General features: G+C 55.0%; 18 protein-coding genes. 9 read left to right on the top strand and 9 right to left on the bottom strand.

Annotation, left to right across the window (positions count from 1 at the left end):
- The first annotated feature begins 91 nt into the window (after positions 1–91).
- The 4 genes from odc2 to AGR1_RS16450 all read left to right on the top strand — a co-directional run bounded on the left by odc2 (position 92) and on the right by AGR1_RS16450 (position 4082).
- Positions 92–1225, top strand: a complete 1134-nt coding sequence (odc2, locus tag AGR1_RS16465) for an ornithine/lysine decarboxylase (RefSeq protein WP_080796126.1) — start codon at positions 92–94, stop codon at positions 1223–1225.
- A 251-nt stretch (positions 1226–1476) separates the two neighbouring features.
- Complete coding sequence (locus tag AGR1_RS16460; protein WP_080796131.1) at positions 1477–2046, top strand: N-acetyltransferase; 570 nt, start codon at positions 1477–1479, stop codon at positions 2044–2046.
- 383 nt (positions 2047–2429) lie between these two features.
- Positions 2430–3008, top strand: a complete 579-nt coding sequence (locus AGR1_RS16455; protein WP_149147595.1) for a hypothetical protein — start codon at positions 2430–2432, stop codon at positions 3006–3008.
- A 600-nt stretch (positions 3009–3608) separates the two neighbouring features.
- Positions 3609–4082 carry a hypothetical protein gene (locus tag AGR1_RS16450; protein ID WP_149147594.1) on the top strand — a complete coding sequence of 158 codons (474 nt, stop codon included), beginning with the start codon at positions 3609–3611 and terminating at the stop codon, positions 4080–4082.
- A 386-nt stretch (positions 4083–4468) separates the two neighbouring features.
- Here the strand turns inward: AGR1_RS16450 and AGR1_RS16445 are convergent, their stop codons facing one another.
- Both AGR1_RS16445 and AGR1_RS16440 read right to left on the bottom strand, forming a co-directional pair.
- Positions 4469–5224 (bottom strand): hypothetical protein, encoded by a 756-nt coding sequence (locus AGR1_RS16445; RefSeq protein WP_080837205.1) that lies wholly within the window; start codon positions 5222–5224, stop codon positions 4469–4471.
- The gene (locus tag AGR1_RS16440) at positions 5199–6278 is read right to left on the bottom strand and encodes a DNA cytosine methyltransferase (protein WP_149147593.1); all 1080 of its coding nucleotides are present in this window, start codon (positions 6276–6278) and stop codon (positions 5199–5201) included. Before AGR1_RS16440 ends, AGR1_RS16445 begins: the two co-directional genes overlap by 26 nt.
- A gap of 138 nt (positions 6279–6416) precedes the next feature.
- Here AGR1_RS16440 and AGR1_RS16435 point away from each other — a divergent pair, with 138 nt between their 5' ends.
- The 3 genes from AGR1_RS16435 to AGR1_RS16425 are packed head-to-tail and all read left to right on the top strand — an operon-like array spanning position 6417 to position 12476.
- Positions 6417–7895 carry an ATP-binding protein gene (locus AGR1_RS16435; RefSeq protein ID WP_149147592.1) on the top strand — a complete coding sequence of 493 codons (1479 nt, stop codon included), beginning with the start codon at positions 6417–6419 and terminating at the stop codon, positions 7893–7895.
- Between the two features lies 1 nt (position 7896).
- Positions 7897–10692, top strand: a complete 2796-nt coding sequence (locus AGR1_RS16430) for a Z1 domain-containing protein (protein ID WP_149147591.1) — start codon at positions 7897–7899, stop codon at positions 10690–10692.
- Positions 10689–12476, top strand: coding sequence for an AIPR family protein (locus AGR1_RS16425; RefSeq protein ID WP_149147590.1), 1788 nt, complete (start codon positions 10689–10691; stop codon positions 12474–12476). The genes AGR1_RS16430 and AGR1_RS16425 overlap by 4 nt, the downstream gene beginning before the upstream one ends.
- Positions 12477–12858: 382 nt before the next feature.
- On the opposite strand, the gene AGR1_RS16420 is transcribed toward AGR1_RS16425, so the two are convergent.
- Positions 12859–13806 (bottom strand): hypothetical protein, encoded by a 948-nt coding sequence (locus AGR1_RS16420; protein WP_149147589.1) that lies wholly within the window; start codon positions 13804–13806, stop codon positions 12859–12861.
- A gap of 38 nt (positions 13807–13844) precedes the next feature.
- Here AGR1_RS16420 and AGR1_RS16415 point away from each other — a divergent pair, with 38 nt between their 5' ends.
- Positions 13845–14306, top strand: coding sequence for a hypothetical protein (locus AGR1_RS16415; protein WP_149147588.1), 462 nt, complete (start codon positions 13845–13847; stop codon positions 14304–14306).
- Here AGR1_RS16415 and AGR1_RS16410 read toward each other — a convergent pair.
- The 6 genes from AGR1_RS16410 to AGR1_RS16385 form a co-directional block, all read right to left on the bottom strand.
- Positions 14303–15328, bottom strand: coding sequence for an IS1595 family transposase (locus AGR1_RS16410; protein WP_149147587.1), 1026 nt, complete (start codon positions 15326–15328; stop codon positions 14303–14305). The two genes, AGR1_RS16415 and AGR1_RS16410, sit on opposite strands and share 4 nt — an antisense overlap.
- Before the next feature lie 364 nt (positions 15329–15692).
- Positions 15693–16154 (bottom strand): hypothetical protein, encoded by a 462-nt coding sequence (locus AGR1_RS16405; RefSeq protein ID WP_149147586.1) that lies wholly within the window; start codon positions 16152–16154, stop codon positions 15693–15695.
- A gap of 488 nt (positions 16155–16642) precedes the next feature.
- A complete protein-coding gene (locus AGR1_RS16400) occupies positions 16643–18466 on the bottom strand; it encodes a TniQ family protein (RefSeq protein ID WP_149147585.1) in 1824 nt (607 codons plus the stop codon).
- 53 nt (positions 18467–18519) lie between these two features.
- Positions 18520–19539: a TniB family NTP-binding protein gene (locus tag AGR1_RS16395; protein WP_149147584.1), complete on the bottom strand. Its 1020-nt coding sequence runs from the start codon at positions 19537–19539 to the stop codon at positions 18520–18522.
- Between the two features lie 4 nt (positions 19540–19543).
- Entirely contained in the window at positions 19544–21805 is a 2262-nt protein-coding gene (locus AGR1_RS16390; protein ID WP_149147583.1) for a Mu transposase C-terminal domain-containing protein, read from the bottom strand.
- On the bottom strand, positions 21802–22650 hold the full coding sequence (locus AGR1_RS16385; protein ID WP_149147582.1) for a hypothetical protein: 849 nt from the start codon (positions 22648–22650) through the stop codon (positions 21802–21804). Before AGR1_RS16385 ends, AGR1_RS16390 begins: the two co-directional genes overlap by 4 nt.
- Positions 22651–23124: 474 nt before the next feature.
- Between AGR1_RS16385 and AGR1_RS16380 the strand changes: the two genes are divergently transcribed.
- Positions 23125–23903, top strand: a protein-coding gene (locus AGR1_RS16380) for an IS5 family transposase (RefSeq protein WP_246666603.1) whose coding sequence is annotated in 2 segments (ribosomal slippage) — positions 23125–23451 and positions 23454–23903 — 777 coding nt in all. Because the reading frame shifts where the segments join, the coding sequence is not laid out codon by codon here.
- Positions 23904–24352 lie beyond the last annotated feature (449 nt).

Raw genomic sequence — 24352 nt, 5'->3', positions numbered from 1 at the left:
TCTGCGCCTCCACCGGCTGATTCGAATGCATATCTCGAGCGTCCTTTGTCCTTCGGATTTTTCCGAAGCCGGTTTAACAGGGAATACATCGATGACGACTGCACGCATTCTCGACTTCATCAAGACCCGACGTCCCGAAGGCCCTTGCCTCGTGGTTGATCTCGACGTCGTGCGCGACAATTTCAACGCTTTCCGGCATTCCCTGCCGAACAGCGCCATCTATTATGCCGTCAAGGCAAACCCGGCTCCCGAAATCCTGAAGCTGCTCGCTTCGCTCGGCTCCAACTTCGATTGCGCCTCCGTGGCTGAAATCCAGATGGCGCTCGATGCCGGTGCGACGGCCGACCGGATCTCCTTCGGCAACACCATCAAGAAGGAACGCGATGTTGCACGCGCCCATGCGCTCGGCATCGATCTCTTCGCCGTGGACAGCCATGAGGAAGTCGAGAAGGTCGCCCGCGCCGCTCCCGGCGCGCGCGTCTTCTGCCGCGTGCTGACGGACGGCGAAGGTGCGGAATGGCCGCTGTCGCGCAAGTTCGGCTGCGTGCCGCAGATGGCTGTCGACGTTCTCGTCTATGCACACCAGCTCGGCCTCGAATCTTACGGCGTATCCTTCCACGTCGGTTCGCAGATGATGAATCTCGACGCATGGGATGCGGCGCTGGCCGATGCCAAGCGCGTCTTCGCGTCGCTCGCCAAGCAGGGCATCCACCTGCAGATGGTCAACATGGGCGGCGGTTTCCCGACCAAGTATCTGCGCGACGTCCCGGCTGCCGAAGAATACGGCCAGGCGATCGACACGGCGCTGCGCAAGCACTTCGGCAACCAGATCCCGAAGACGATCATCGAGCCGGGCCGTGGCATGGTGGGCAATGCCGGCGTCATCAAGGCGGAAGTCGTTCTTGTCTCGAAGAAGTCCGACAATGACAACCACCGCTGGGTGTTCCTCGACATCGGCAAATTCGGCGGTCTCGCCGAGACGATGGACGAGGCGATCCGTTACCCGATCCGCACCGAGCGCGATCAGGACGAGATGGAGCCCTGCGTTCTTGCCGGCCCGACCTGCGACAGCGCCGATGTGCTGTATGAAAAGAACATGTACCCGCTGCCGGTCTCGCTGACCATCGGCGACGAAGTTCTGATCGAAGGCACGGGCGCTTACACGACCACCTATTCGGCGGTCGCCTTCAACGGCTTCGAACCGCTGAAGGCCTACGTCATCTAAGCATCGGGCCGAAAAGTGTAACGCGGTTTTCGGAAAACCCGATGCGCAGGTCAAAAAGTCCGAGCGCCGTCCGCTGAAAAGGGCGGCGTCTCGACCAAGCTTCCGTTCCGGCCCTGCCGATTGTGCTGATGCGCAAATCCCTGCTTGCTGCACCTCTTCCAGCCGAGGAAAGCGTGTCGGCGGGCCGGAACGGCTCCACCAATTTTTCATCAAGGGCCGCGTGTGGGCGGTAGTGTGACGGGAGGCCAAGGATGGCCGCTCTTTTGAATTCGGTACGGGCATTTTTCACACCGCAGACATTTCATATCGATCAGGAAAATCCGGGCGACGTCGTCGCCCGTGAGAACCTGCTGGACCGCGCCATGGGCGCAGGCCGCCGCCGCAAGTCTTCCGAAAAGCTGCGCGCCGGCCGCGTTCCGGCCGAAGGCCTTGCTCTCGTTGCTCGTGATGAGGACGGCCATGTCATCGCTACGGTGCGCCTATGGAACGTCGAAGCCGGCATCTCCCGCGAAGGCCGTCCTGTCGAGGCGTTGCTTCTCGGTCCGCTTGCCGTCGATGCGGCCCATGAGGGCAAGGGCATTGGCTCGGCACTGATGCGTGCTGCCATCTCCGAGGCCACTAAGCGTGGTCACGGCGCTATCCTTCTGGTTGGCGACGCCCCTTATTACGAGCGCTTCGGCTTTTTCGCCGACAAGGCGCAGCACCTTATCATGCCCGGTCCGTTCGAGCGCAGCCGTTTTCTGGCGCTGGAACTCAAAGCGGGCTGGCTCGAAGGGGCTGCCGGCCTGCTGGTGGCAAGCGGGCGCAGGCTCTCGGCCTGAGACGGCCCTCGCTGCTGATGTCAAACCCCGGCCCAAAAGCCGGGGTTTTTTGTTTCTGCTCTATGGCCATCGGGTCGGCCGTTGCCCGCCGATAATTGTGCGGAGTCACGCAAAATGACCGGGGAAATACTTGAATCCGGGTATTTTTTGCACGTCATTTTGACCGGGGAGTCAGCTTGAAATGGCCAAAACCCGTAAAGTATTGATTTCAAAAAATAATAACTGCTGGATGTGGCTGGATTTTTTAAGCTTTCGCTCGTTAGCACTCTCCAAAACTCGACCTGTCAGTCACGGCTAGGCGCGAATCCAACAGCGGCTCCGCGAGTTGTCCCTTGCGTGGCGAGCGGTGATTGTTTCTAAATTGAAATCAAGGAGTAGAACCAATGGACGATCCATGCTCAAGTGAACCCCAAGGTTCCAATCGACTAAAGCTTGATCATTTTGAAGAGGAAGCGGCACGCTCCCGGTTGTACGCTGAAGTGATCAGGAATTGGACCGCAGCAGGTGCAATCCAATATGATTTAGACGACCTTCCCGAAATGATTGATGAAGGCCGTGAGATTTCGTTTTCGGACTTGGGAATTGAAGACAACGCATTTTTGATTCGCTGCTGTGAAGGAACTAGCCCCTATCTCGATGAGATGCATGAAATCTTCGTAGAGGGTGTCATTGTTTTTAAGCAGAGGTACGAAGGCAAGAACGGGGCTTTTATCACGCTTGTCGCAGGTCGATCAGGTCATGTTAGCGACTGGTCAGAGGGTACAGCGAGGATAGCGAGCGGCTGGATTGACGCGGATCGATCTGTGGACGATGGATTAGCCTACTTTGGACTGGTGGGTGATCCCTTAATACTGGGCTCTGCTAATCTGTTTGACGTGGAGATGTTCCTGGAGAATGCGATCGCGCGGGTTGGTGCGGGTGAGCGGCTCAAAGCTCGCCCATCAAAACCCTACAGCTCCTAACAGGGTGCCGTGGCTCCGGCGCTGTCGCGCCACATTGTTGGCTGCAACTCGAATACTCCATCTAGCTCGCGCAAGACCAACTTGCTCGGCAGCGCCTCTGTGGTCGCCCGGGCGGTAAGGGTGCTGCACTTAAAGTGCTGGTCGACACAGCCTTTCAAGAAAGTATGTATCCGCCAACTCGCCTTAGCTCGGCGGGATATTCTCGTCAGACTGGAGTACGGTTAGCGAAAATCTAAAGTGGCAGCTAAACCAAGGAATATGTTGGCTGTCCCATTTTGGAGCATCTGAATTGTCAACAATTACAAAGGTTTGCTTAAATTTCTTGCTTGCAGGCGTCCTTCCGATGTGCTCAAGTATGAACAACATTGGTAACCGGGCAGCGTCGCAGAGAAGGAGGATATGAGCTATGCAGTATGTGCATCAGACCCGAAATCATATCCCGGCGTTTGACCAGTCGGTTGCATTTGATGCCCTTCACGGCTTGGACGAAGATATCCTTGCCGGTCGCACTATTCTGGCTTCTCAGTCAGAAGAAGTCTCTTTAGCCGATTCCATACGTCGTCGAAGACGACGATGGTTAACGGCAAACAAGGAGACATCATGCCGAATCTCGATCTCAACAGAACTGGTCGACAAGAAGACATTGGCGGTCGGAGTATTCACACGGTAGCTTCAGCTTCCGAAGTAAATATCTTTGAGCATGGAAACGAGGATCGCTTCCATGTCAGCTTCGTGGGTGGACCTGACGAAATCTATGATCAGGTGAAAGAATGGCTGGAGCAGCGTCCGGGCGACCTTGGCGACATCGTCACAGTGCGGAAGAGCGGATCACTAACCTTCGAAGATGCGCCCGATGGTGACTGGTCGGGCCGTTACGTCGATGTGATCTGGGAAGAAACGCTACCGGTGTGGGACTTGGATGGTCCTGACGGCGAACCCATGGGAGCCTTCGATGCCGAAGTTCTTCAGCGTTTGATCGAAACTCACCCGCAATCGTTCAAGGCTCTTCTCGCGAATGAGGGAGAGAATGATGAGCGGAATAACCCGTTCCTTGCAGCGTTCTATTGCTACTAGAATCGTAGCCCCGGAGTTGATCCTCTGGGGCTTCGTATTTTTTTCGGGCCGAACGCTACGCCCTCTATTGACCTGACAGAGAAGTTTGATCCAACTGCATGGTTGCACGTGATGCACTGAACCCGCTCGGCGTTTACGGCAGGCTTGTCGGTGGCTCACCTTACACGATTGATGAGCGCGGCAATCCTCCAATATTCGTAGGTTAGCCTATGATCGGTAGCCTGCGAATGGCGGACTGAAGCTCCTTCGGCCCGATTGGATGTTGACAGCTTTGTACAAGTTTCGGCCGTGGGACATATTCATATAATGCTTCGGTCTATGATCAGAATTATGCACGGTAGACCAGTATCGTAGGTTAACTTTGCTTCCGGCAAAACTTAATTTCCTTAGCCGATCGTCGGCACATGAGACCCTAGTCGTTTCTCAAGTATGAACGCGTCTAGCCTGCGTGCCATCCAACGATACTTCTCCGCAATGGACGGACGCCTTTTGTTTTCTGAAAGTCCCCGCTCGATGATGGCCCTCAGAACATTCAGTTTTGCGATCGCCTCTGGCTTCCAAGCGTCATTGTCGTCGTTCCAGTCAGCAAACAGATTTAGATAAGGGACGTCGTAGGCGTCCTCTCTTACCAACCGTTGAAGGAGCATGTTCCGATCTTTTGATTGTACGACGTATGCCTTTGCGTCGGCCATCACATTGTCACTAAGCATAACGCGAGGATGCAAGCTGATGTTGGTTTCTAGTTGATAAGCCTCGACTAGAGCGGGGCCGAAAATAACCTCGGCTGTATGGAGGATGAATCCTCTGACAATAGCACCCCGAAAAAGCATGCCCAGACTGAGTAGCTCTTGGCTGAAATTGTTTATCAAGCCCATGATGTGAAACAAGCCCGCAGGAGAGACGGGTATCGAAATCACGACGTTGTCTGAGAAACTGGTGATCTGAATGCCGATCTCTGGCGATCTCGCAAGTTTCGCCCGCCGAGTGATTCCGTCCAGAGCCTCATGTACCGCAGTGATAAGCTTGGGTTCCAACGCCGTTTTCGAGATGATGCTTGAAAATCCCAAGACGTCGATGAATGCCAGATAGCATTCGCTGTAGCCTGTTGGGGTAGATTCAAGCTGCGATGTCTTGGGGTTCATTGCGATGAGCCTTTAGGACCGTCTCGAAAATGCTCTTTGCCAGAAGAGGTGGGACTGCGTTCCCGACTTGCTGTTGTTGAAATCCGATTGAACCCTTGAAGACGAAGCTATCAGGGAAGGACTGAAGACGGGCTGCTTCTCTGACGGATAATCCCCGGTCTTGATGGGGATGGATCAGCATGTTCTTTCGGAAATTCCCAATGACAACCGACGGCGCATCCGGACGGAGACGTCGGTAGATTCCTGTGTGGCAACGCGTGCGATCCTGATAGTTGGTCATCATCTCTTCTGGTATATCCGCCCAATTGCCTCCTTGGGGGATGTAGCGGTAACGCGACACCACATAGTCAGAGTTTCGAGACACGATATTGTTTTCGCTTTCGAGAGCTCCGTGCCGCATCAACCGGGAGTAGGTTGACACGGCAGGCGCGCGATAGGGAAGGCGGGAAACACTTGCCCCGTTTACAAGCTCAGGCAAGTCGGCAATCGCTTCATCGACGCTCACAAGCGCAGTTCCCGGCGGCGGCGAGGGGAGCGCGGGCGCTTCCTCGCCGAAACGGCCGATAAGGAAAAACCTCGATCGAACCTGTGGCACGCCGAATTCGGCCGCGTTGAGCAGCCCCTTGGTCGTGCCATACCCTAATCCTCTAATGTCTGCCTCTACCTGCTCGGCGAACATCCCGCCCTCGGTCTCGAGGATTCCTCGGACATTTTCAAAAATTACCCAACCAGGTCTGATACGTTTCACGAAGTTGATGAACGACTTATAGAGCCAATTCTTGTCGTTTTCGACAGACCGTGTCTTCTGATTTGATGTGGAGAAGCCCTGGCACGGTGGCCCGCCGAAGACCACTATATCGCGGCTGTCGAATGGAACGGAAATGTTCAACAGGCTCTGCACGTCAGCCTGCAAGACGAAGGTATCTGGATGATTGTAGGCGTAGCTGGCAAAGGCAGATGCATCGAAGTCAATCGCAAGCTTTGTTTTAAGACCAGCCATTTCAGCACCAAGGGACATGCCGCCGGCTCCTGAAAACAAGTCGATGCCAATCATTCCGCTTCCAATCACAAATTGCCACCAATACGATGCTGACTAGAATCACCTTGCAGCTCACCGGTTGTAGAGTCGTGGCAGCTGATTCCTGTGTCAATCCTTTTCAAATCTACCGGACGGAACTTGGTCTTGGGAAGCATGAACGCACACGATGTTACCCCTTATCCAAGTGAGATCGCTCCGTCATTGCGGAATCTGGGATATAGCCTGAAGACAGCAGTCGCTGATTTGGTGGACAACAGCGTGTCCGCCGGTGCGACGGAAGTTCAAGTGTCGTTCTTCTGGAACGGAGAGCTCTCGTATATCAGAGTCAGCGACGACGGTGGTGGCATGGTCGAGTCGGCACTGCAGGAGGCGGTTCGCTTTGGACGTGACCCAAGCAAGGAACGGCAACCCGGTGATTTAGGTCGTTTTGGTCTCGGCCTCAAGTTCGCAAGCTGGTCCCAATGCCGGTGCATCACGGTGCGGTCAAAGACGATAGGCAGGCCGCCCGCTACGCGGCGTATTGATTTGGACCACATTCTTTCGACCGACCAGTGGGAGGTATTGGAAGACGCCAAGCCTGGCTCTGACGAAAGGCTGGATACCATCGCGCGGTACACAAGCGGAACGGTAGTATTGTGGGAATGCTTGGATACGTTGAACAATTCCGGGACCTTGGCTTCTAGCGACCTCTTTTGGCAAGCCGTCAGTGAGGTCGATGGACACCTGTCCATGACGTTCCACCGTTTCCTAGAAAGAAGAACGTTGAAGATCAAGATAAACGGAAGTGAGGTACGGCCGTGGGACCCGTTGATGGCCGGGCATCCGCAACGATCCTCGACGCGCGTTGAATACATCAGAGGACCAAACAACCGGATGGTGATTTTTGAGGGACATGCCCTACCCTCGAAACGCTTCCTCACCGACGAGGAGTTCAAGTCCGCAGGAGGTCCCAAAGGTTGGATACCCGCCCAGGGTTTCTATCTCTATCGCGGTGACCGTCTGGTCCTGGGCGGTGGCTGGTTGGGTCTCAGTAAGGGGACTCAAGAATGGAAACAGGACGCCGCCTTTAAAAACGTCCGTATTTCGCTTGATATCTCCAATGCAGCTGACCTTGACTGGGGTCTCGATTTAATGAAGTCGACGGCGCGACCGCCCGCCGCTTTTCGCCCCCGCCTAGTGCAACTTGCCGACCACGTACGGAGGATGGGGCGTTCTATCTCCGCGGCCGAAAGCAAGTCCTCGAAGATTTTGGTCGGCGGAGACGGACTTTGGAAACGCAAAGACGTAGGCACGGCCTCGCGGTTCACCATCAATCGTCGACATCCCCTTGTGAGGCAGGCGCTGGCGGAGACGACGGAAGCATCTCGCGCGTCCCTCAAATTGCTTCTCGATCTCCTTGACAACACAGCGCCGATGCAGCCGGCGACCGCGGCGACGCCGCAACCGACACCGCTGTCTCCAGAAGAACAATCTCTGATTCAGCTTGCGAAGACAATTTTTTACACTCTCAAGAGAAGCGGCGGCGTCTCAAACGCCGAGGCTCTTATGCGACTTCTTGAATTACCCCAGTTTGCCAGCCGACCTGACCTCGCCGAAGCCGGCGCGGCCGAAGCGCGCGCAACGGAGACGTGAAATGGCAGAACAGTATGACGCCGCGCTTGCAGTGGCCCAAATTCTCATCGGGAACGTTTTGCGCGACGGCCAAGAACTGACCGCGGAAATCATCAAATCCCAAGCGGTGTCGGCTTCGAGCGTATTCGGCGGAGGAATCGACGCCGAGCAACTCGCTGCCGATCTCGTAGAAAAGTTCAAAGTATTCGTGGGCCCCGCTTCGGTGCTTGTCGATGATAGCTCGGCTGAGCCCTGGCTTCCTGGAACAGACCGTTCATCGTGGAAGTACTGGCCGCGATACGAGAAGTATCTTCTTCATTCGCTCCCCAAAACGGTTGTGACGCAATCTGACGCCGATACCGATCTGGTACTCGGTCTCCTCGGCGATCCGCAGAAAGCAGGAGCATGGGATCGGCGGGGTCTCGTGGTGGGCGAAGTGCAGTCAGGCAAGACGACAAACTACACGTCCCTCGTATGCAAGGCGGCAGATGCTGGCTACAAGGTCATCATCGTACTTGCCGGTGTGCATGAAAGCTTGCGGATGCAGACGCAGATTCGTCTTGACGAAGGGTTCCTCGGTAGGCGGAGTGATACTCGTGAAGCAATTGGCGTAGGTCTTATCGATCCAAGTGCGGAGGCAATATCTGCAACGACCCGCTCATTGCGAGGCGACTTTAACAAAACGATCGCACGGCAGCTCGATCTACCTTTGAATTCGGGTCCACCAATCCTTTTGGTGGTCAAGAAGAACGCGAGGAACCTGCAAAACGTTCGCAATTTCCTCGCGGGCACCAATGACGAGGTTCCCGCAAACCACATCAGAGGCGTCCCTCTTCTGATCATCGACGACGAAAGCGATCATGCTTCCGTCGATACTCACGGACAGTCGTTTGGCAACGACATGCAGCCCGACCGAAATTTCGAACCGACGGCGATCAACAGCGCCATTCGGCAAATCTTGCGTTTGTTCGAGCAGAAAGCATACGTGGGATATACCGCGACGCCGTTTGCCAACATTTTCATCCACTTTAAAGGCCTTACGGACAAAGAAGATAAAGACCTATTTCCCAGAAACTTCATCGTCAATTTGCACCCGCCGAGCAACTACTTTGGTGCAACGCGAGCGTTCGGCCTAGAGCGTGACGATGGGCTGTCTCATGGCAATGCGTTGGTTCGGGTAATCGACGGAACGGATAATGACAAACTACAACTCGCGAAGTGGATGCCCGCTCGGCACAAGCAGATACACGAGCCGGCTGACGTGACGAGCGATGGTTTTCCATCGACGCTGAGACGCGCGATCCTTTCGTTTTTGTTAGCCTGCGCGATCAGAAAGCTGCGAGGGCAGGTCACTGAACACAACTCGATGCTTGTCCACGTAACGCGCTTCACGAGACTTCAAAAGCTGGTATTCGACCAGATTGACGAATTCCTCGCGAAAACCAGGCGCGCTCTTAGGTATGAATCTGACGGTCCTGGAACGATCTGGGACGAGCTTCGCAGACTACTTGACGAAGACTTCGGGAAAACGACGGACATATTGCGGATAGAAGGTCTTCAAGACTTGGGCCGCATTCCGGATTGGCGAACAATCGCGCCAACCCTAGCTAGCATCGCTGATAGGGTTCGGCTGAAGGAGATCAACGGCCAGGCTGGCGACGTACTGGACTACGAGAACTTCAAAGGCGAGGGGATTGATGTCATCGCCGTCGGAGGAGACAAACTCTCACGTGGACTGACGCTCGAAGGGCTGACGGTTAGCTACTTTGCTCGGCAGACCGAAATGTACGACACGCTTCTGCAAATGGGGCGCTGGTTCGGCTACAGGCCAGGATATCTCGACCTTTGCAGGCTTTATACCACGTCGATACTAGAGGAGGCCTTCGAGCATATCGCGGTCGCTAGCGACGAGCTTAGGCGTGAGTTCGACTATATGCAAAGTTTGAGGATACGCCCGATAGACTATGGACTCAAAGTCCTTAGCCACGAGCGGCTCAAAGCCACAGCGGCGAACAAGCGCAAACATGCTGCTGACATCCTCATCTACGACACATATGCAGGTAAGGTCAGCGAGACAAAAAGCTTCAGCCTCGACAAAACCGTGCTCGAAAATAACCGTGACGCGTTGGCAAGCCTTCTCAAGGCCCTCGGTGTTTCCGGCAAATCGACATCGCCCTTATACACCTCTGGTGATCGGGTGCGGTCCTATGATAAGTCGCTGCTTTGGAAAGGCGTTCACAGCAAGCTAATTCTTGAATTCCTCTCGGATTACGAGACGGAAAAATCGGCTCGCCTTGCAAATAGCAGGCTTTGGCGGAGCTACATTCTCGAACAACTCGAAGAAAGCGGCGACCTTAAAAAATGGAATGTCGCCGTTATTAACGGTGACGACGATGGTAAGCCCTTCAAAGTCGGCGGGCTGGACATCACAGGCCGAGTCCGTCGTCCCGACATCCTGGTTAACCAAAACTCGGGTTACAGGATAAAGCGTCTCGTCACCAACCGCGATGTCGGCATCGATCTCGATGACGTGGCGTGGGACCGCGCTAGAGGGTACGATCCCACCGACCCTCTCTCTGGAGCCCCCTTGCGAGAGCCGACGTCGCAGTCCAACTGCTTGGTGCGTGAAAACATGGGTCTAAACCCTTTACTCCTCGTATATCTCCCTCATGAGAAAGATTACGATGGTAGCCTGCCGATCGTTGGCGTTGCCATAGCGTTCCCTGGAAGCGAGAGGGCCAAGCGTAAAGCCGTCCGCTATACCGTGAACGCCGTCTACATCGAGGAAAGCATCCGCGGCCAAGAGGTGGACCTATGAACGCGACCGCCGAGAGGGAAAATTCGTCGGAAGCAAAGCTTCTTGCAGCGCTTCAAAACCTCGCGGCCAGCGTGGATACTGAGGCCGACGCTCGAAAGCTAAGCGACCGGCCGCTACGACCCGAAATTTATCTTGAGCAGATGTTGGACCAGTATCTTCCGTCCCGCGGTTTGCCCGACGCGCAACTCGGCTCTCATGCCGGCATGAAGGGAAACATCAAGTCCACCGTGGGCGGATGCACGGTGAGTGACGACGGGAAGAGGCTAGTCGTTTTCAACATGGACTATCGGTCGGCCACGGAACTGTGGACCGCACAACGACCAGCTCTGATTTCTCTCGCTAGCCAGACATTGCGCTTCTTGAAGGACGCCTTGAATAAGACGAGCACGGGTCCACTCTCCGTCGATGCTAGAGCCGTTGCAGATCGCATAGTTGAATCCTTCGATCACGTCGAAGCCGTGACCATTGTCTTGTTTACCGATGGCGTTTTTACCGGAAAGGAGATCGATCTCGATCCAATTGACGGCCGGAGCGTGGAGTGCGAGGTGTTCGACATCCGGAGTTTGTCTCGCCTGACCGACCGCTCCGTCCGCGATGTTAGTGTGCCTTTCGTGGATCGCGTTGGAAATCCACTAGCGCAGATATCCAAACGGGTGGACGACACCAGTTATGAGTGCTCCCTGATCATCCTCCCGGGAGAATTCCTTGCAGACCTCTACGAGGAGTACGATGTCGCCCTGTTGGAGCATAACGTTCGCGCCTTTCTAGGAAGCAGCAACAAGGTGAACGTCGGAATACGCCGTACGTTGAAAAACAACCAAGAACGCTTTCTCGCCTACAACAATGGTCTGTCCGCCACGGCTCGCGACGTCGAATTCAACGAGGACCGCTCCGCGATAATATTCGTTCACGGGCTGCAGATCGTAAATGGAGGTCAAACCCTCGCTGCGTTACATCACGTGAAATATGCGGAGAAGACCGATATTTCGAGGGCAGAGGTAATAATGAAGTTGACGGTCGTCCGCGAGGGCGACCAAGCTCAGTTCGTCGGCGAACTGTCGTCTTACGCGAACACGCAGAGCATCGTGCAGATTGCAGACTTTTCGGCCAATCGCCCTTTCCACATTGAAATCGAACGCCTATCGCGGAGCGTTTGGATACCTGGTGAAAGAGGTCTTTGGTTCTTCGAGCGAACTCGTGGACAATATAACGTCGCCCGCTCGCGCGAAGGCAACTCGACAGCTGCCAAAAAGAGATTTAAGAGTCGTTGCCCGCCTGCTCGGAAATTCTCGAAGACTGACATTGCGAAGTTCATCAACGCATGGAGCGGTGCGCCTCACCTTGTTTCGAACGGGGCTCAATACAATTACCAGGCCTGGTTGGATCGCGTGGAAGAGGAGGACTGGACGCCTACTGAGGACTGGTACAAAGCGTTGATCGCTCAAGCCATAATCTTCAAGGCTGCGCAAAAGGCTGTCAGAGAGGGAAACTTCCCAGGGTATAGGGCTCAAATCGTTGCTTATCTCGTAGCCTTGGTGGGTGATCGTATTAAGGATGAGATCGATCTCAACGTGATCTGGCAGCGACAGGGAGTCTCGCCCGAATTTCAAAACCTGCTGTCCCTTTGGGCTCCCATGGTGGAAAATAGTCTAAAGCAGGCAGCGGGACGGAGCAATGTAACGCAGTTCTGCAAGCGACCTGAGTGCTGGGATGCGGTGTGCAAGGTGCCGACGTCTACGATAGAACTGGCGCTCCCCGAGTCGCGCGAGATCGTCGGAAAGTGAAGGAGCTGCATAGGCGTACCCATTAAAGTCTTCTCCGGCGATCTGGTGAGCTGTCACACCACGGCTGTAGGCGTGGTCTCCGACGGAGGCCCATTCCGCCACGCTTTCCGTTCCCAGAGCGAATTTCCCAACGCGAGGCGAATGCCGAGTGCACTCTCTCCCAACGGTCTCTTGCGTCAAATTCTGGCCACTCGGGCAAGTCAGCCCCGACGGGAGCAATCCTTTCCGTAGCGCATCCGCTTTCTCAATTTTCGTCTCGGAGCGCCTAGAGCGTTTCGGGGCGAAAATAGGACACCATCACCTCGGAACGTCAAAGCGCACACCAACCCTCGAGCTGTTAAAAGGCATGACGCAAAATCACGATCCTGCTGGCGTCCAACTTTCAGACTTTAGGCTTTGGTGTGACAACAGCATTACCTCGTTCCGCATCATTGTAGGCGTCCCAGAGGTCATGGCCCACTCTAACTTGGTCCAAGACGAACTTCACTTGCGCGACGTCGAGTTTCTCTAGGTGTTCGCTGAGGTTTGGAATCCCTTCGCTGTGGTCTTCCAATAGGACTTCGATCCATGCATTGCGTCTTCCAGCATCGTAAATATTTCGAGCGAGGGTAGTGTGCTCGATATTAAGTTCCAGCGCCAATTTCTCAATCTCCTTTGCGATCAGACTCTGAAATACTGGACCGCGTAGTCCTGCGAGAGCTTCGAGTTTGATTAGTCTCGATGATCTCACTGTCTTGTCGCGCAAACGACAAGACAGTGAGATCATTTCGAGCCACCTTGGCGGTGAAACTGCCGTCTCACCTAATAACGTCATTAAATTGACGTTAAATTTTTGGTTGTGAATGTCAAAATGCGGATGTGGCAGTTCCCTTATATCGTAGACCTCGTAGCTGGAAGACAGACCGTATTCAGAAAACTTTCTCTTCATGCGCAAGGGACCGTCGCCGAAGTAAATTACGATTTGACGAAGTTCGAACGGCTTGGTCCATTTGCTTTTTGCGAACGCCATCGCTGTTCGGTAATTGATCATACGCCAGCCCATCGCCGGGTGATTGGTGGATTGAAATTCTAGGTGAAGAAAACGACCGTCGTCGAGTTCGTACCAGTCGTCAGCAAACCGCGGAACGCCTAACAACAAGTCGGTGCTTTGTTGGTTGACGACTTTTTTACCAAACAGGTTTGCAATTATTTCGGTTCCGTCTGAATCGAAAATGTTCTTCAGATTTAAATCGTATGTGCCCATTTGCACCTCCGATAAATCGTTTAGTGGTAATTTGTTACCGAAAACCTCGGCATTAGGTAGCAAAAACCACCAGACCTGAAATTGCATCCCGACTACCCTGGTTTCCGGTGAAAACGGAGCCCCGAATGAATGTGGCGTATGAGTTGAAGCAGAAGCGAGCCGCCTTGACTGACAGGCTGCAGCAGCTTGAAAGGGAGCGGGTAGACATTCAAGAACTGATGAGAGCGCTGGACCGCGTCATCCTGAGCTACGAGCCCGACTATCAGAGATCGGCGCTGACGGCACCTGAACAGGGTAACCGCTCTCGAAAGGCCAAGCCGTTATCGTCGGCGGTGAAAGCGGCCATGAACGGCGTAAACAAGCGCCAAGCGGTCTTGGAGGCCCACCGCGAAGCAGGAGAACCGATTTCGGTGACCGACTGCGCCGCGAAGTTCGCTTCCAAGCTTGGCATCGCGAGCGAGCCAGCAAACCTCTCCGACATCGCACACCGTCTGTCCGCGGTCCTTACCCAACTGACGACTGCGGGACGCGTTCGGCAGTCCGGCCAGTTCGACGGTCGTAACGTTCTGTGGGAGGTCGCCGCTTAGCCTTCCCAGATCAGGTCCGGCGGCTTGTTGCCCTGCCAGTACCCACACAGATAGCGTGACGTCGGGCGAGACAGTGCCTGGCCCAGCACCTGGAGCGTATGACTGCGATTGCTCACGTGTCGGCAATCCTCGCGCCATGCGAGCTCGGCCACGTACCAGTCGAAGTATTTCAACGAAAACCGATGGTGGATGCCGACATAGGCCCGTTGGACCCGCGAGAAGAAACTCTCGACCTGGTTGGTGTTCGTGCCATCGTCGGTCTGATAGGCCTTTGAGTGGTTGACGCGTTGCAGATCGTTGAGGCCAGCCAGATCGTTATAGCTGCCATGCTCGTCCGCGAAGACCGTTGCCTCCCGCGACACGTGATCCCGGACGGCCGCCCAGGCTGCGTTACTGTCTTCGTCTCGGATGATCCGGGTGAACGTCTGGCCTCCCAGTCCGCGCTGGCGGATCGCAAGAGCGCACAGACGCTTCATGTTCTGGTACTTCCTGAGGCGGCGGTCGATGCGATCCTCAGCCTTATTTTCAGGGCGGATGTGGCCGCCAGCGTACTTGCCGTCAATCTCGACCTGGCCATCGAGTACCATCTCCTCCCTGCGCCACGCGATGGCCTCGCGCAGCTTCATGAGGAGCACCCAAGCCGTCTTGTATTGAACGCCGATTTCACGCGAGAGCCGGAGCGCCGCCTTGCCCTTCACCGAGTTCGCCGAGAACCAGATCGCGATAAGCATCTTTTTGAAGCTCAGCTTACGTGCATGAAACACCGTGCCTGAGGTGACGCTGAACACCGCCTTGCAGGTCTTCTCGGTGCATTTGAAGCGATTGCGGCTCATCGTGTGGCGGCGCAACGTTCCGCAGTTGGGGCAGTAAGGCTCGCCCTCCGTCTCGTGCCAGCGCAGGCGCTTAAACCAGTTGTAGGCAGTCGTGTCCCGCATCTTGGCGAGATCGAGCACCGTCAGCGTTCGGCAATCTGGCGAGAGCAGGAAATGCTGGCCCTTGGGCGTGCCTTCGGGGTTCGCCATGGCTCAACCCCTCCGCCATCCGGAGGAAGGCCGGGCGTATTTCCAAGCCCCCGCCCAAGGCACTGACGGCCAACACTGCAGCGTGCGGACGATGGACAGGGGTAGTGATGGCGATGAGGGTCATGTTCAGGCTTCCAGAGGTCGACAGCAGGCACGGCGGATCGGCGACCGAAGGCCGCGGGGAGATCAGAGCTGTATGCGTATCATCCTGAACATGACCCAAGTTCATACCTGGACTTTCCGCGGGAGTCGATCGAAGGAGGCATAAATGGTTAATATCGACGAGAGGTCGAAAGACCTTCACGGCGATTCGTGCGACCCGCGACTGCTTCCGGTCCTCAGCGGACATTCGACTGCTGGCCGGTCAGAGCAGGATGGGACCGGATGCCTGCCCGCGTCGAAAAATTTCCACTGCCAATTCCTCGGTCGGTAGCTCCTCTTTCGGGTGGAAGATCATGTCGCTGACGGGGATGTGTGGGAAGCTGTTCTCAAGAGCGCCGAGACAGAATTGGGTTTTCATCTCGTCTCCGCCGCTCAACAGGCGCAGACACTCGGCGATTTCCTGCTCGGTCAGGTCGGACACCGAGGGGGATCGCCCCAGGGCGACAAGCTCCGCGAATTCCCGAGGGCTCGTCCAGCCGTGAAGCTCGGCGAAGGTGTCACGGGTGTATCCGGGCGAGCCGGCCTCCGCGTCGATCAGCGCGATCAGCGCATCACAGTCCCGACCGCCTTCGACGTCATCGACAATGCGGCGAACCAAGCCTTCCAGCTCTGCGATCTGGTCTGGCTGCGGTGAAGGCATCAGAGCCTCGATCCGTCCTGTCATACAATCTCCCCAACACCGGAATGTCCACTGTCCATCCTACTTCGCCGTCGAGGCGTCGCGCAATTCGATTTTTTGAATCGGTTTTGCGTCTGACTTTTGCGAAGCAAAAACACGTCGCCAACGACTATCAAAATCCATACTATGCATTGACCGCTAATGGCGCGCTTTGCGGACGAAGCGCAATGACAGCTACCTCGCGACGTTGTCACTGGCCGATCAATGTCTGCGGCATTATGGAATGCTTTTTCTGTTTCAATACAAAGGTGTAAGACGCTTTTGGTGGTCTTTGCTACCTAATGCCGGAAAACCTTGCGAGGTGATGCCTCCTTCGGTAGTTGGTTAAAACCTTTAAAGTTGAGCGTTTTATCGCAAAAACTTTGTGGTGGCCCCTATCATTTGATGTACAAATCGGGAGCTCTTGGAAAGAACAACGGAGACGCCGGCGTTTCGCTCCCCTCCTTATCTGAGCGTTCTCTCCGGAAACATAATCAAGAAAAATCGATATCTCCAGCCGCATTCGACACCAGCGAAGCAGCGTCAATCAGTAGTTCAATCTGCGCGCGATCGTAGAAAGCGCAGCCACCCTTCGCAGTTGAGATGGCCGGCGGCACCCCATTCGTTCTAATCATATAGCGGACCTGCCGCTGGCTTAGCCCGGTCGCTTTGATGAGCTGGTTTACGGTGACGTAGCGTTTGCGGAATTCGACAAGTTCGGCTCGCGATGTCACGCGATAGACGACCGCACCGTTGTCAGAGCTCACTTCGTCAAAGCCAATCAAATGATTGTTTTGAAGGGCCCGAAGACTAATTTGGGAAATTTCGAGAATGCCAACGGCTTCGGTGTTGACGACGTGAGTGTCCGAAAATTTGGTGCTCATTAGTTCAGATGGATCGACCATTACGTCATCGACAAGCAAGGGCCGCCCACTGAGTGCTACGCGCTTGAGTTCGCCTTTGGCGATTTTTGCAAGCAGACTGACCCGGTGGATTCCCATTCGCTCGGAAGCTTCTTTGATCGATAGCATATTTTGCTCAAGCGCGCTGGTGGCGACGTTGTGGATCGTGTTGTGCAGTTCATTCACCTCGACCGTTGAGAGCAAACGGGTGTTATGTCTTCCTCGGTGACCGATTTGATCGAAGTCGAGACGACGCAAGACGCCGCCGGCCACAAGTTGGCTAACAAACATCGGCCTGCATCTCAGGATACTTGCCGCTTGGCGATATTGGATCGTACCACCGGACATTCTTTCGAATAGCGACAGCGCTTTGACGGGGATCGCTTTCGTGTTGATCTTCGCATCGACCAGGCGACGTCTAATCACAGGTGAGGACAACCCGGTCACATCCGCGATGTGAGCAACCGTCGTCCATTTTTCCTCGTTTGTACGAGCAAACTTCGTTACCGACGCGGGAAGAGGATATCTGTCAGCCACATGGGCTTGGAACAGTTCGGAGATATGTTGATAGCTATCTTTGTGCTGACTTTGCCGGATATGGGTGTAGAAGCGACCGTAGCGAAGAAACGCGCCTGCCGCCGCACCTGCTGAAATGCGGTCGAGAGCATCGTGAAACTGATCCATACCTCCAGCCAACACGTTATAGCCAATATCAGTGGCGTCGCAGATCGCGCATTGCGATAACTGCTCCAGCGTCTGGTCTCTGCCGTGAACCATGGCCACGCCCAGCACGCGGCTGATATTGAGTACTACCGCAGTCTCAAGTTTGTCGATTAGCGGCCCGTGGGACGCATCGCCATAGAACCTATCACGAATGAACAAGTCGACCGGGCCGGCGGGACGTTCGGAAGCCCCAGAAGACAGTCGCTGAATTTCCTTATGCTCGGCGTCTAGTTCCACGCAGAAGTCAAACGAGGGGTTCGTTTTGCGCCCCGGAAGTTCGAGAAGTTCGCAGCCGTGGACATGGCAGGTGCGATACGCCTTCACAAGCCACAACGCCCGGCGATAGCGACGTGTTCCAGGGATACGACTATCTTCCAGTTCGTCGGCCTCAAAGCATTTGGGGCAGAAACGCAATGTATTACGAAGCAGCAAAGCCTGTTCAAAAGTCTGCCCGAACATGGTCACCGAACGATAACCAGAAACCGTCGTAGCATGGTGCAACAGCTGCTCACTTGGCAAGCCAACCAAAGATGAGAGCATTTCGATGGTATCAGATTTGCCGTGGTTAAGACCGTGGAATGACATTTCGTACGATTTGCAGAAATAATCGAGAGCACCCATGCGGTTGGCTTTCGCCAAACGGGAAAGGTACCCCATGAGGATTTCATCTCGGAAGAGTGGCACTTGGAGCATGTGTAGGATTTCTCTTGCTATAACTCGAAGGGCTTCCCGTGTCGGCAGCGGGATCAATCAACGAGTGTTGTTGTCAGCCTTCCGTTCGCATCAACTTCTCGAACAATCTTGAACCAATCTTCGGCGAGGAAGACGTTCGTGCTGTTGTCGCAGTTGCTGAGCCGTCGATACCCTTCTGCAAAGTGATCATGATTGATGACTTTGTGGTGTGAGGTTTTGTCGTCGAAGATGGCGCACTGGATAGCGAGCTTCATCAACTGCACTACCATTCCAAACCGCTGCAATCCTCCATGCATCAACCGCATGATAAACTTCTTCGTGGGTTTGAACGAAATGGTGAATCCGACAGTAGATGCCAGTTCAATCATTACCGACGCTACGAACGTGATTTCATTCTCCGTTAGCTGCTCCATTTCTACGACACGCGTTCGGCGAGATGTCTGCTGATGGGGGTCGGCCTCAATGATATTCATCATGTCGTCCACGCCACTCATAATCAGCCAAACCGGCCAAGTGTCAGATTGCATGATCGCTTTGACCTGATTGGCCGGATGCTCCTTCGACTTGCTCGTCGTAGCGTGGAGAACGTGCTGGAACTCATCAAAGAAGACGATCTTGTACTCTTTAACCATCAGGGCATCGCGCAGCTTGTCCCAGATAGCTGTTTCGTTTTTGAGCGTGCCGCCTGGGTAACCCGCAGCCTTGAGGGCATGTTCGCCGAGTGACTTCATCGAACATCCAGCGGGTGTTTTTACCCAGAGACAAGCCTGCTTCGTGTTGCCATACTGGTCAACATAGGGCTGGAGGCCGGGGTGTGATTTCAGCCGGTGGCGGATCATGGTGCTTTTCCCGCTGCCGGATTTACCCGGCACCGCAATCGCATACCCTTCCGGCATGTTACCTGCGGCGATCTCTGAAATCATGATGTTGAACTCATGGCTGAATTTTTCATCCGTCTTTGTCGCAACATAGAAGTTCTCCAGCTTAGCAAGCAGTTCGCTACGTGAGCGTTGTACCGGGTCCATAGTCGAACGCAGAAACTCAAGCATGGTTTTGGGGGCCTGCGAAGTCATAGTATTACTCCTTCGTTTCGACACGTAGCGTGACTAGGTTGATGTCGAGTTCGTCATCTTCGTCTTCATTCTCGGCAGGGCGGAGAGACTTTGATTTTGTTGCCTTTTGCGTTTTGGTTTTACGAGGAACATTATGCGCTGTGCGCGTCTCGTTCGGCTCTTCCAAAACCCCTGCGTCAAAGGTACCAGTTGGGTTCATATGGTCATCCTCCGAGGCGCTAACGACTGGTTCGACGGTGCCTTCCGAAACTGGGCGCTGGGACGGATCAGCAAAGTCGACGTAGAGGTGTTTGGACCACTGCCAGTTCATCATGTTCTTGCGTTCGAACATTTTGATCGTCTTCTCTGAAATCAGAGGGCTACCAATCTCGTGAGCCAACCGCGTTGCGTTAGCGGTCTTCTCAACAGCCGCTAGCGTGTCAGCGACGATCCGACGTGCGCGCTCCTTGCCAGGCGCGTTGTGGCCAAATTTTTCGCGGATGTAGATCACCGTTTCCATCCATTCGGGCACCGATACACCTTTAAAGCCTTCGAAGGTGGCGTATGCGTCATACCACTCGCCATCACGAGGGTCTTTGAAAGAGATAGCGGACATGTCGCGGTCGTTCATTCGTACTTCCACTTCGCTATTGAGTTTGTGCATCGCGAGATCATCGAGTTCTTTTGACGCGTAGACGTTGCCGAGGATTGTGATGCCGTGCCGTCCGACGATGCGAAGAAGTCGGATGCCGAAGATGTCGCGGTATTGCTCCACGGTCGGCGGAGGAGATACCCCGCGCTCCTGCTGGGAGCCACGATACCAGCGCTCAAGCGGCGTCTCGCCGCTAAGGGATCGATGGGGCGTGTTGTGATAGCAAATGACGATGAGCTGAACGAGGAGTTCACACAGCATCTCGCGGGTGATGTGAGCGTGCTTCTCTGGCTTGTACTGTCCTTTCAGCAGGATGTTCTCGAACGTCTGACCCGAGAAGAAGTGCATGTAGCGGGTACTCAATGACTTGAAGAACCGCTCGACGCGGCTGCGAAGATGGGGATGTTTGCTTGGAGGAATCGCATGCTTGCCAGTGAGAGCCTGCACGACGAGAGGGAACTCGTCGTTTGCGAAGCCCGCTCCAGCATCAGTGTGTACCCGGTCGGGGATGCCACACTGGGGCCATTCAACGATTTCCTGGGAAAGCGCCGTTGTGTACTCTTTGTCACGAACAGCCATCGCCAAGGTGGCAATGGATTCCGCTGCACAAGGTGCGCCAGCAAGAATCCTCATTCCGAGGATAGAACGTGAGTAGGCGTCGAGAGCGATGCAAATCCAAACGCGGCGAATTTTCTCGATCTCAGCCTGGATTTCGGGGGCGAGAAATTCCCAGAAACCGAACATTTCGCAAATCACCATCAGGTCGAGGTTCTGCTCATCCATCTCCACAATGTGGAGTGGGTAACGCGGCTGAAGGCCTTTCCGGCTAATGGCGTGCCGACGGGTTGTGAGGTGATGGTCTTTATCTCGGGCAAGTTTTACGGCGAACTCGTCCGTCGCCGCCACCATCCGGCGGAAAGTGCCATAAGAGCAAAGTCGGCCTGGCTCCTTATTGCGCGTATGGTCGCGTTCCATCTTTGAGAACGCGGCCCACATGCTAGGCACGTTTTCGTTCAAAAACTCATTGATGTAGACGCCGAAATACTTCAGTTCGTCCGCGGTGAACTTGCTGCCAAATGCTACGCGTCCTCGATGTTTCCACACAAGGCTGCCATCCAAACGGTTACCGTTCTGGAAAACCTTTAGCCAGCGACGGAACTGACGGACAGAAACGATCCCACGCTTTTTGTTGCCGCGTGTTTTCCGGGCATCGTCAGCCTTCTCGATCAACGCCGCGTTCTCCAAGCGGAATTTGCGGAGGAACTTCTTGATGTCGTCGTCAGACTTCGTCAGCGTTCCCTCCTCAAGCTCTTCAAGGAATTGGCGTACGGCTACCGTTTTGAGTGCCACATCCGCGCGTAATTTATCGAGCGACCGTTTGGCGGCACGCTTGATGGCGTTCTCTTTCGAGAAGTAACCTCGCTCAATGACCAATTGATCTAGGTGGATGTGCTCCCGGATTTCCATCCAGGTTAGCACCACCGTATTTTGCGGGCGATCGTCATCAGACTTGATGACCACCCCATCTTCCAGTCGCTCGTCAAAACGATACGAGCGTCCAAAGAACTCGAGACGATCATCGGTCCCGATTTCTGTGTAGGTTACCTTTTTGGGATTTTTCTCTTTCTTCGTCATTTAGATGCCTTTACGAGAGTTACGCGGGAGAGGCGTGTCATGATCACCTCTTCAGCATGCGGGTGGTCGTGCTGAAGCTCGTTGTCGTCGATAAGTCCCCATACGGCGGTCCAGCTGTCGGCGAAGGTGACCGCCGGATAGAGTTCGGAGAAGAGGTCGAAGAGCATCGCCGTACCTCCCATCATCCGAAGCTTTTCCACTAGCCGTTGGTTGGTCGCTTCGTTCTGAAGCTTGCGTGCTCGCAGGCGTTCCTCGGCGTGCAAGACCGCGGGCTTGTTGATTTGACGCTCAGTGTAGATGTGGATGCGATGCGCGAACTTTCCGACGCATTGCTTGGTCAGCAATTCGTGGGTGGTCTTGAGATCGCGCAGGTTACCTTCCGCACGGACGAGATAGAGCGTCCGACAATTGTTGTCGAAGTCTGCGCAGATGTCGGCGTAGTGGTGGTGTAATTTCCCACGATGCGTGAAAGGCAGCGGTCCGAACTGTGTCCGTACACGGACAACTCGCGGATTGCATGCGAGCAGCGTCAGCAGGCCGGCTTCCAGTTGGCTTTCGAGACGATGGCTGGTGCCGCTATCACCGAATGGCATAGTGATGCGGTTACTAACGATGCTCATCCGTTCTTCTACGGGGACACTGTCAGGTTTGTTTTTAAGCGAGATGTCACGGTCGCCTTCTACGATGACCGGATACGAGCGCCCGCGACGACGACCGTCACCTCCATTGCCGTTATCACTTGGTGACGCGAAATTTGTCGTGCGCACATACGGGACGGCTAGAATGTCGCGGCCCTTACGGCGCTCATGAAGAATCTGGATAGCGAGCGGAATTTCGACTTCCATGCTTCGTCCTTTCCCATGCGGGATCGCTCCGTCAGCCTTTCGGCTACAGAATTGAACACGCCGTCGGTCTTCGAGGTCGACCGATGACAGGCCTGTCGCTGCGGTTGCGGCTACAGACGTATGAGGAAGGGGAGGGGTGCAGAGTTGTAGGGAAGGATTGCGTTCGATAGGGGATAACCAAGCGCGGCGACCTGGACTAACGATCCGGAAATGAAGCCAACCTGAGTATGGCTTTGCGTAGCTGTGTTGTTGAGCATGCTGGTTCTCGACCTCATTGCGATCATCTCGCTGGCCAAGGTGTCCTGTCGGGATTACCTAGCTCAGTGAGACGCGAAACACACCTTGTTCGATATTCGCATGAGTTACTCTCCGAGGTTGGTGTCGGCTGTGTGCTGCGACACGTGAGCTAGGACGCGTCCCCATAAACGGGGTTCATGTGGCGAGCGGATTATGATTCACTCCCCTTGAAGGGAGATCGTCATGCGCCGTCACGAACTGAGCGACGAAGAATGGGCCGTCATCGAGCCGCTGCTTCCCACCAAGAGCCGTGGAGTGAAACGCGTTGATGACCGCCGGGTGATCAATGGTATCCTTTGGCGGTTTAGGACGGGTTCGTCCTGGCGCGATGTGCCCGAGCGCTATGGCCCGCGAACGACGCTCTACAATCGCTTCTCTCGCTGGCGAAAGGCAGGTGTCTGGGATCAACTTCTTGATGCCGTGTCAAAGCGTTATGCGGGTGACATCGTGATGATCGACAGCTCGTGCGTTCGCGTTCACCAGCACGGTGCCAACGCTAAAAAGGGGGCTCTGCCGATCCTTGCATGGGACGTTCCCGTGGCGGCCTGACCACCAAAATCCATGCGCTCGTGGATGCCGATGGGCGGCCTGTTCGTATGGAGCTGACCGCAGGTCAGGCTGCCGACGCTCCCATGGCGGAAAAGTTGCTGAGCGGATTGCGGCCCGGTGCGACGCTTCTTGCGGACAAGGCTTATGACACCGACGCGATCCGTCGCTTTGCCAAGCAACGGAAATGCTGGGCAAACATTCCCGCCAAGGCCAACCGCAAACAGACCTTCAGCTTCAGCCGCTGGGTCTATCGTCAGCGCAACCACGTCGAGCGTTTTTTCAATCGTATCAAACAGATGCGCGGACTTGCCACAAGATATGACCGCCGGGCCGACAACTATCTGGCAGCACTCAAGCTCGCAGCAATAAGGATATGGATTGCATCATTTAACGAGTCCGCGCCCTAGGAGAATGTTCCCATGCGAACATTACTTGTTAGTTAACGCTAATATAGCGTTATCCTTCGCTGAACGCGGCGGGTGAGGTCGAGGTCAATTGAGCTCACAGTGGAGCTCTCTGAGCGATTGGCCGTTAGGGCCAAGGACAGAGCTGGCATGGGTTATCCTTTCCACACGAAGACCTGCAGGTGCGATATAGCGCCCGCGATGATTGACGATCAGAGTCTTAGGAAAGGAAATTATTTGGTGGTGGTACGCATCGGGCATCTCCTTGAGAGGGAAGTGGTTTAGCAAAACACTCTCCGGGTTAACCCACCCCGGGGAGCATGCTTGGTACGTGATGCTAACGTACCTCCACCGCGGGGACAGTTGTCGTCCTGGGCCGCGCTATCTCTCTGGCAAATCCCGTGTTACTCGGCGGACCATGCAACTCTTAGGTCGCCGCATCGGATTTGCAA

Source organism: Agrobacterium sp. B1(2019) (assembly GCF_008274755.1).
In the GTDB taxonomy this organism is placed as follows: Bacteria; Pseudomonadota; Alphaproteobacteria; order Rhizobiales; family Rhizobiaceae; genus Agrobacterium; species Agrobacterium salinitolerans.
Note: the sequence above shows the minus strand (reverse complement) of the source record. Positions and strands in the feature narration are given on the sequence as shown.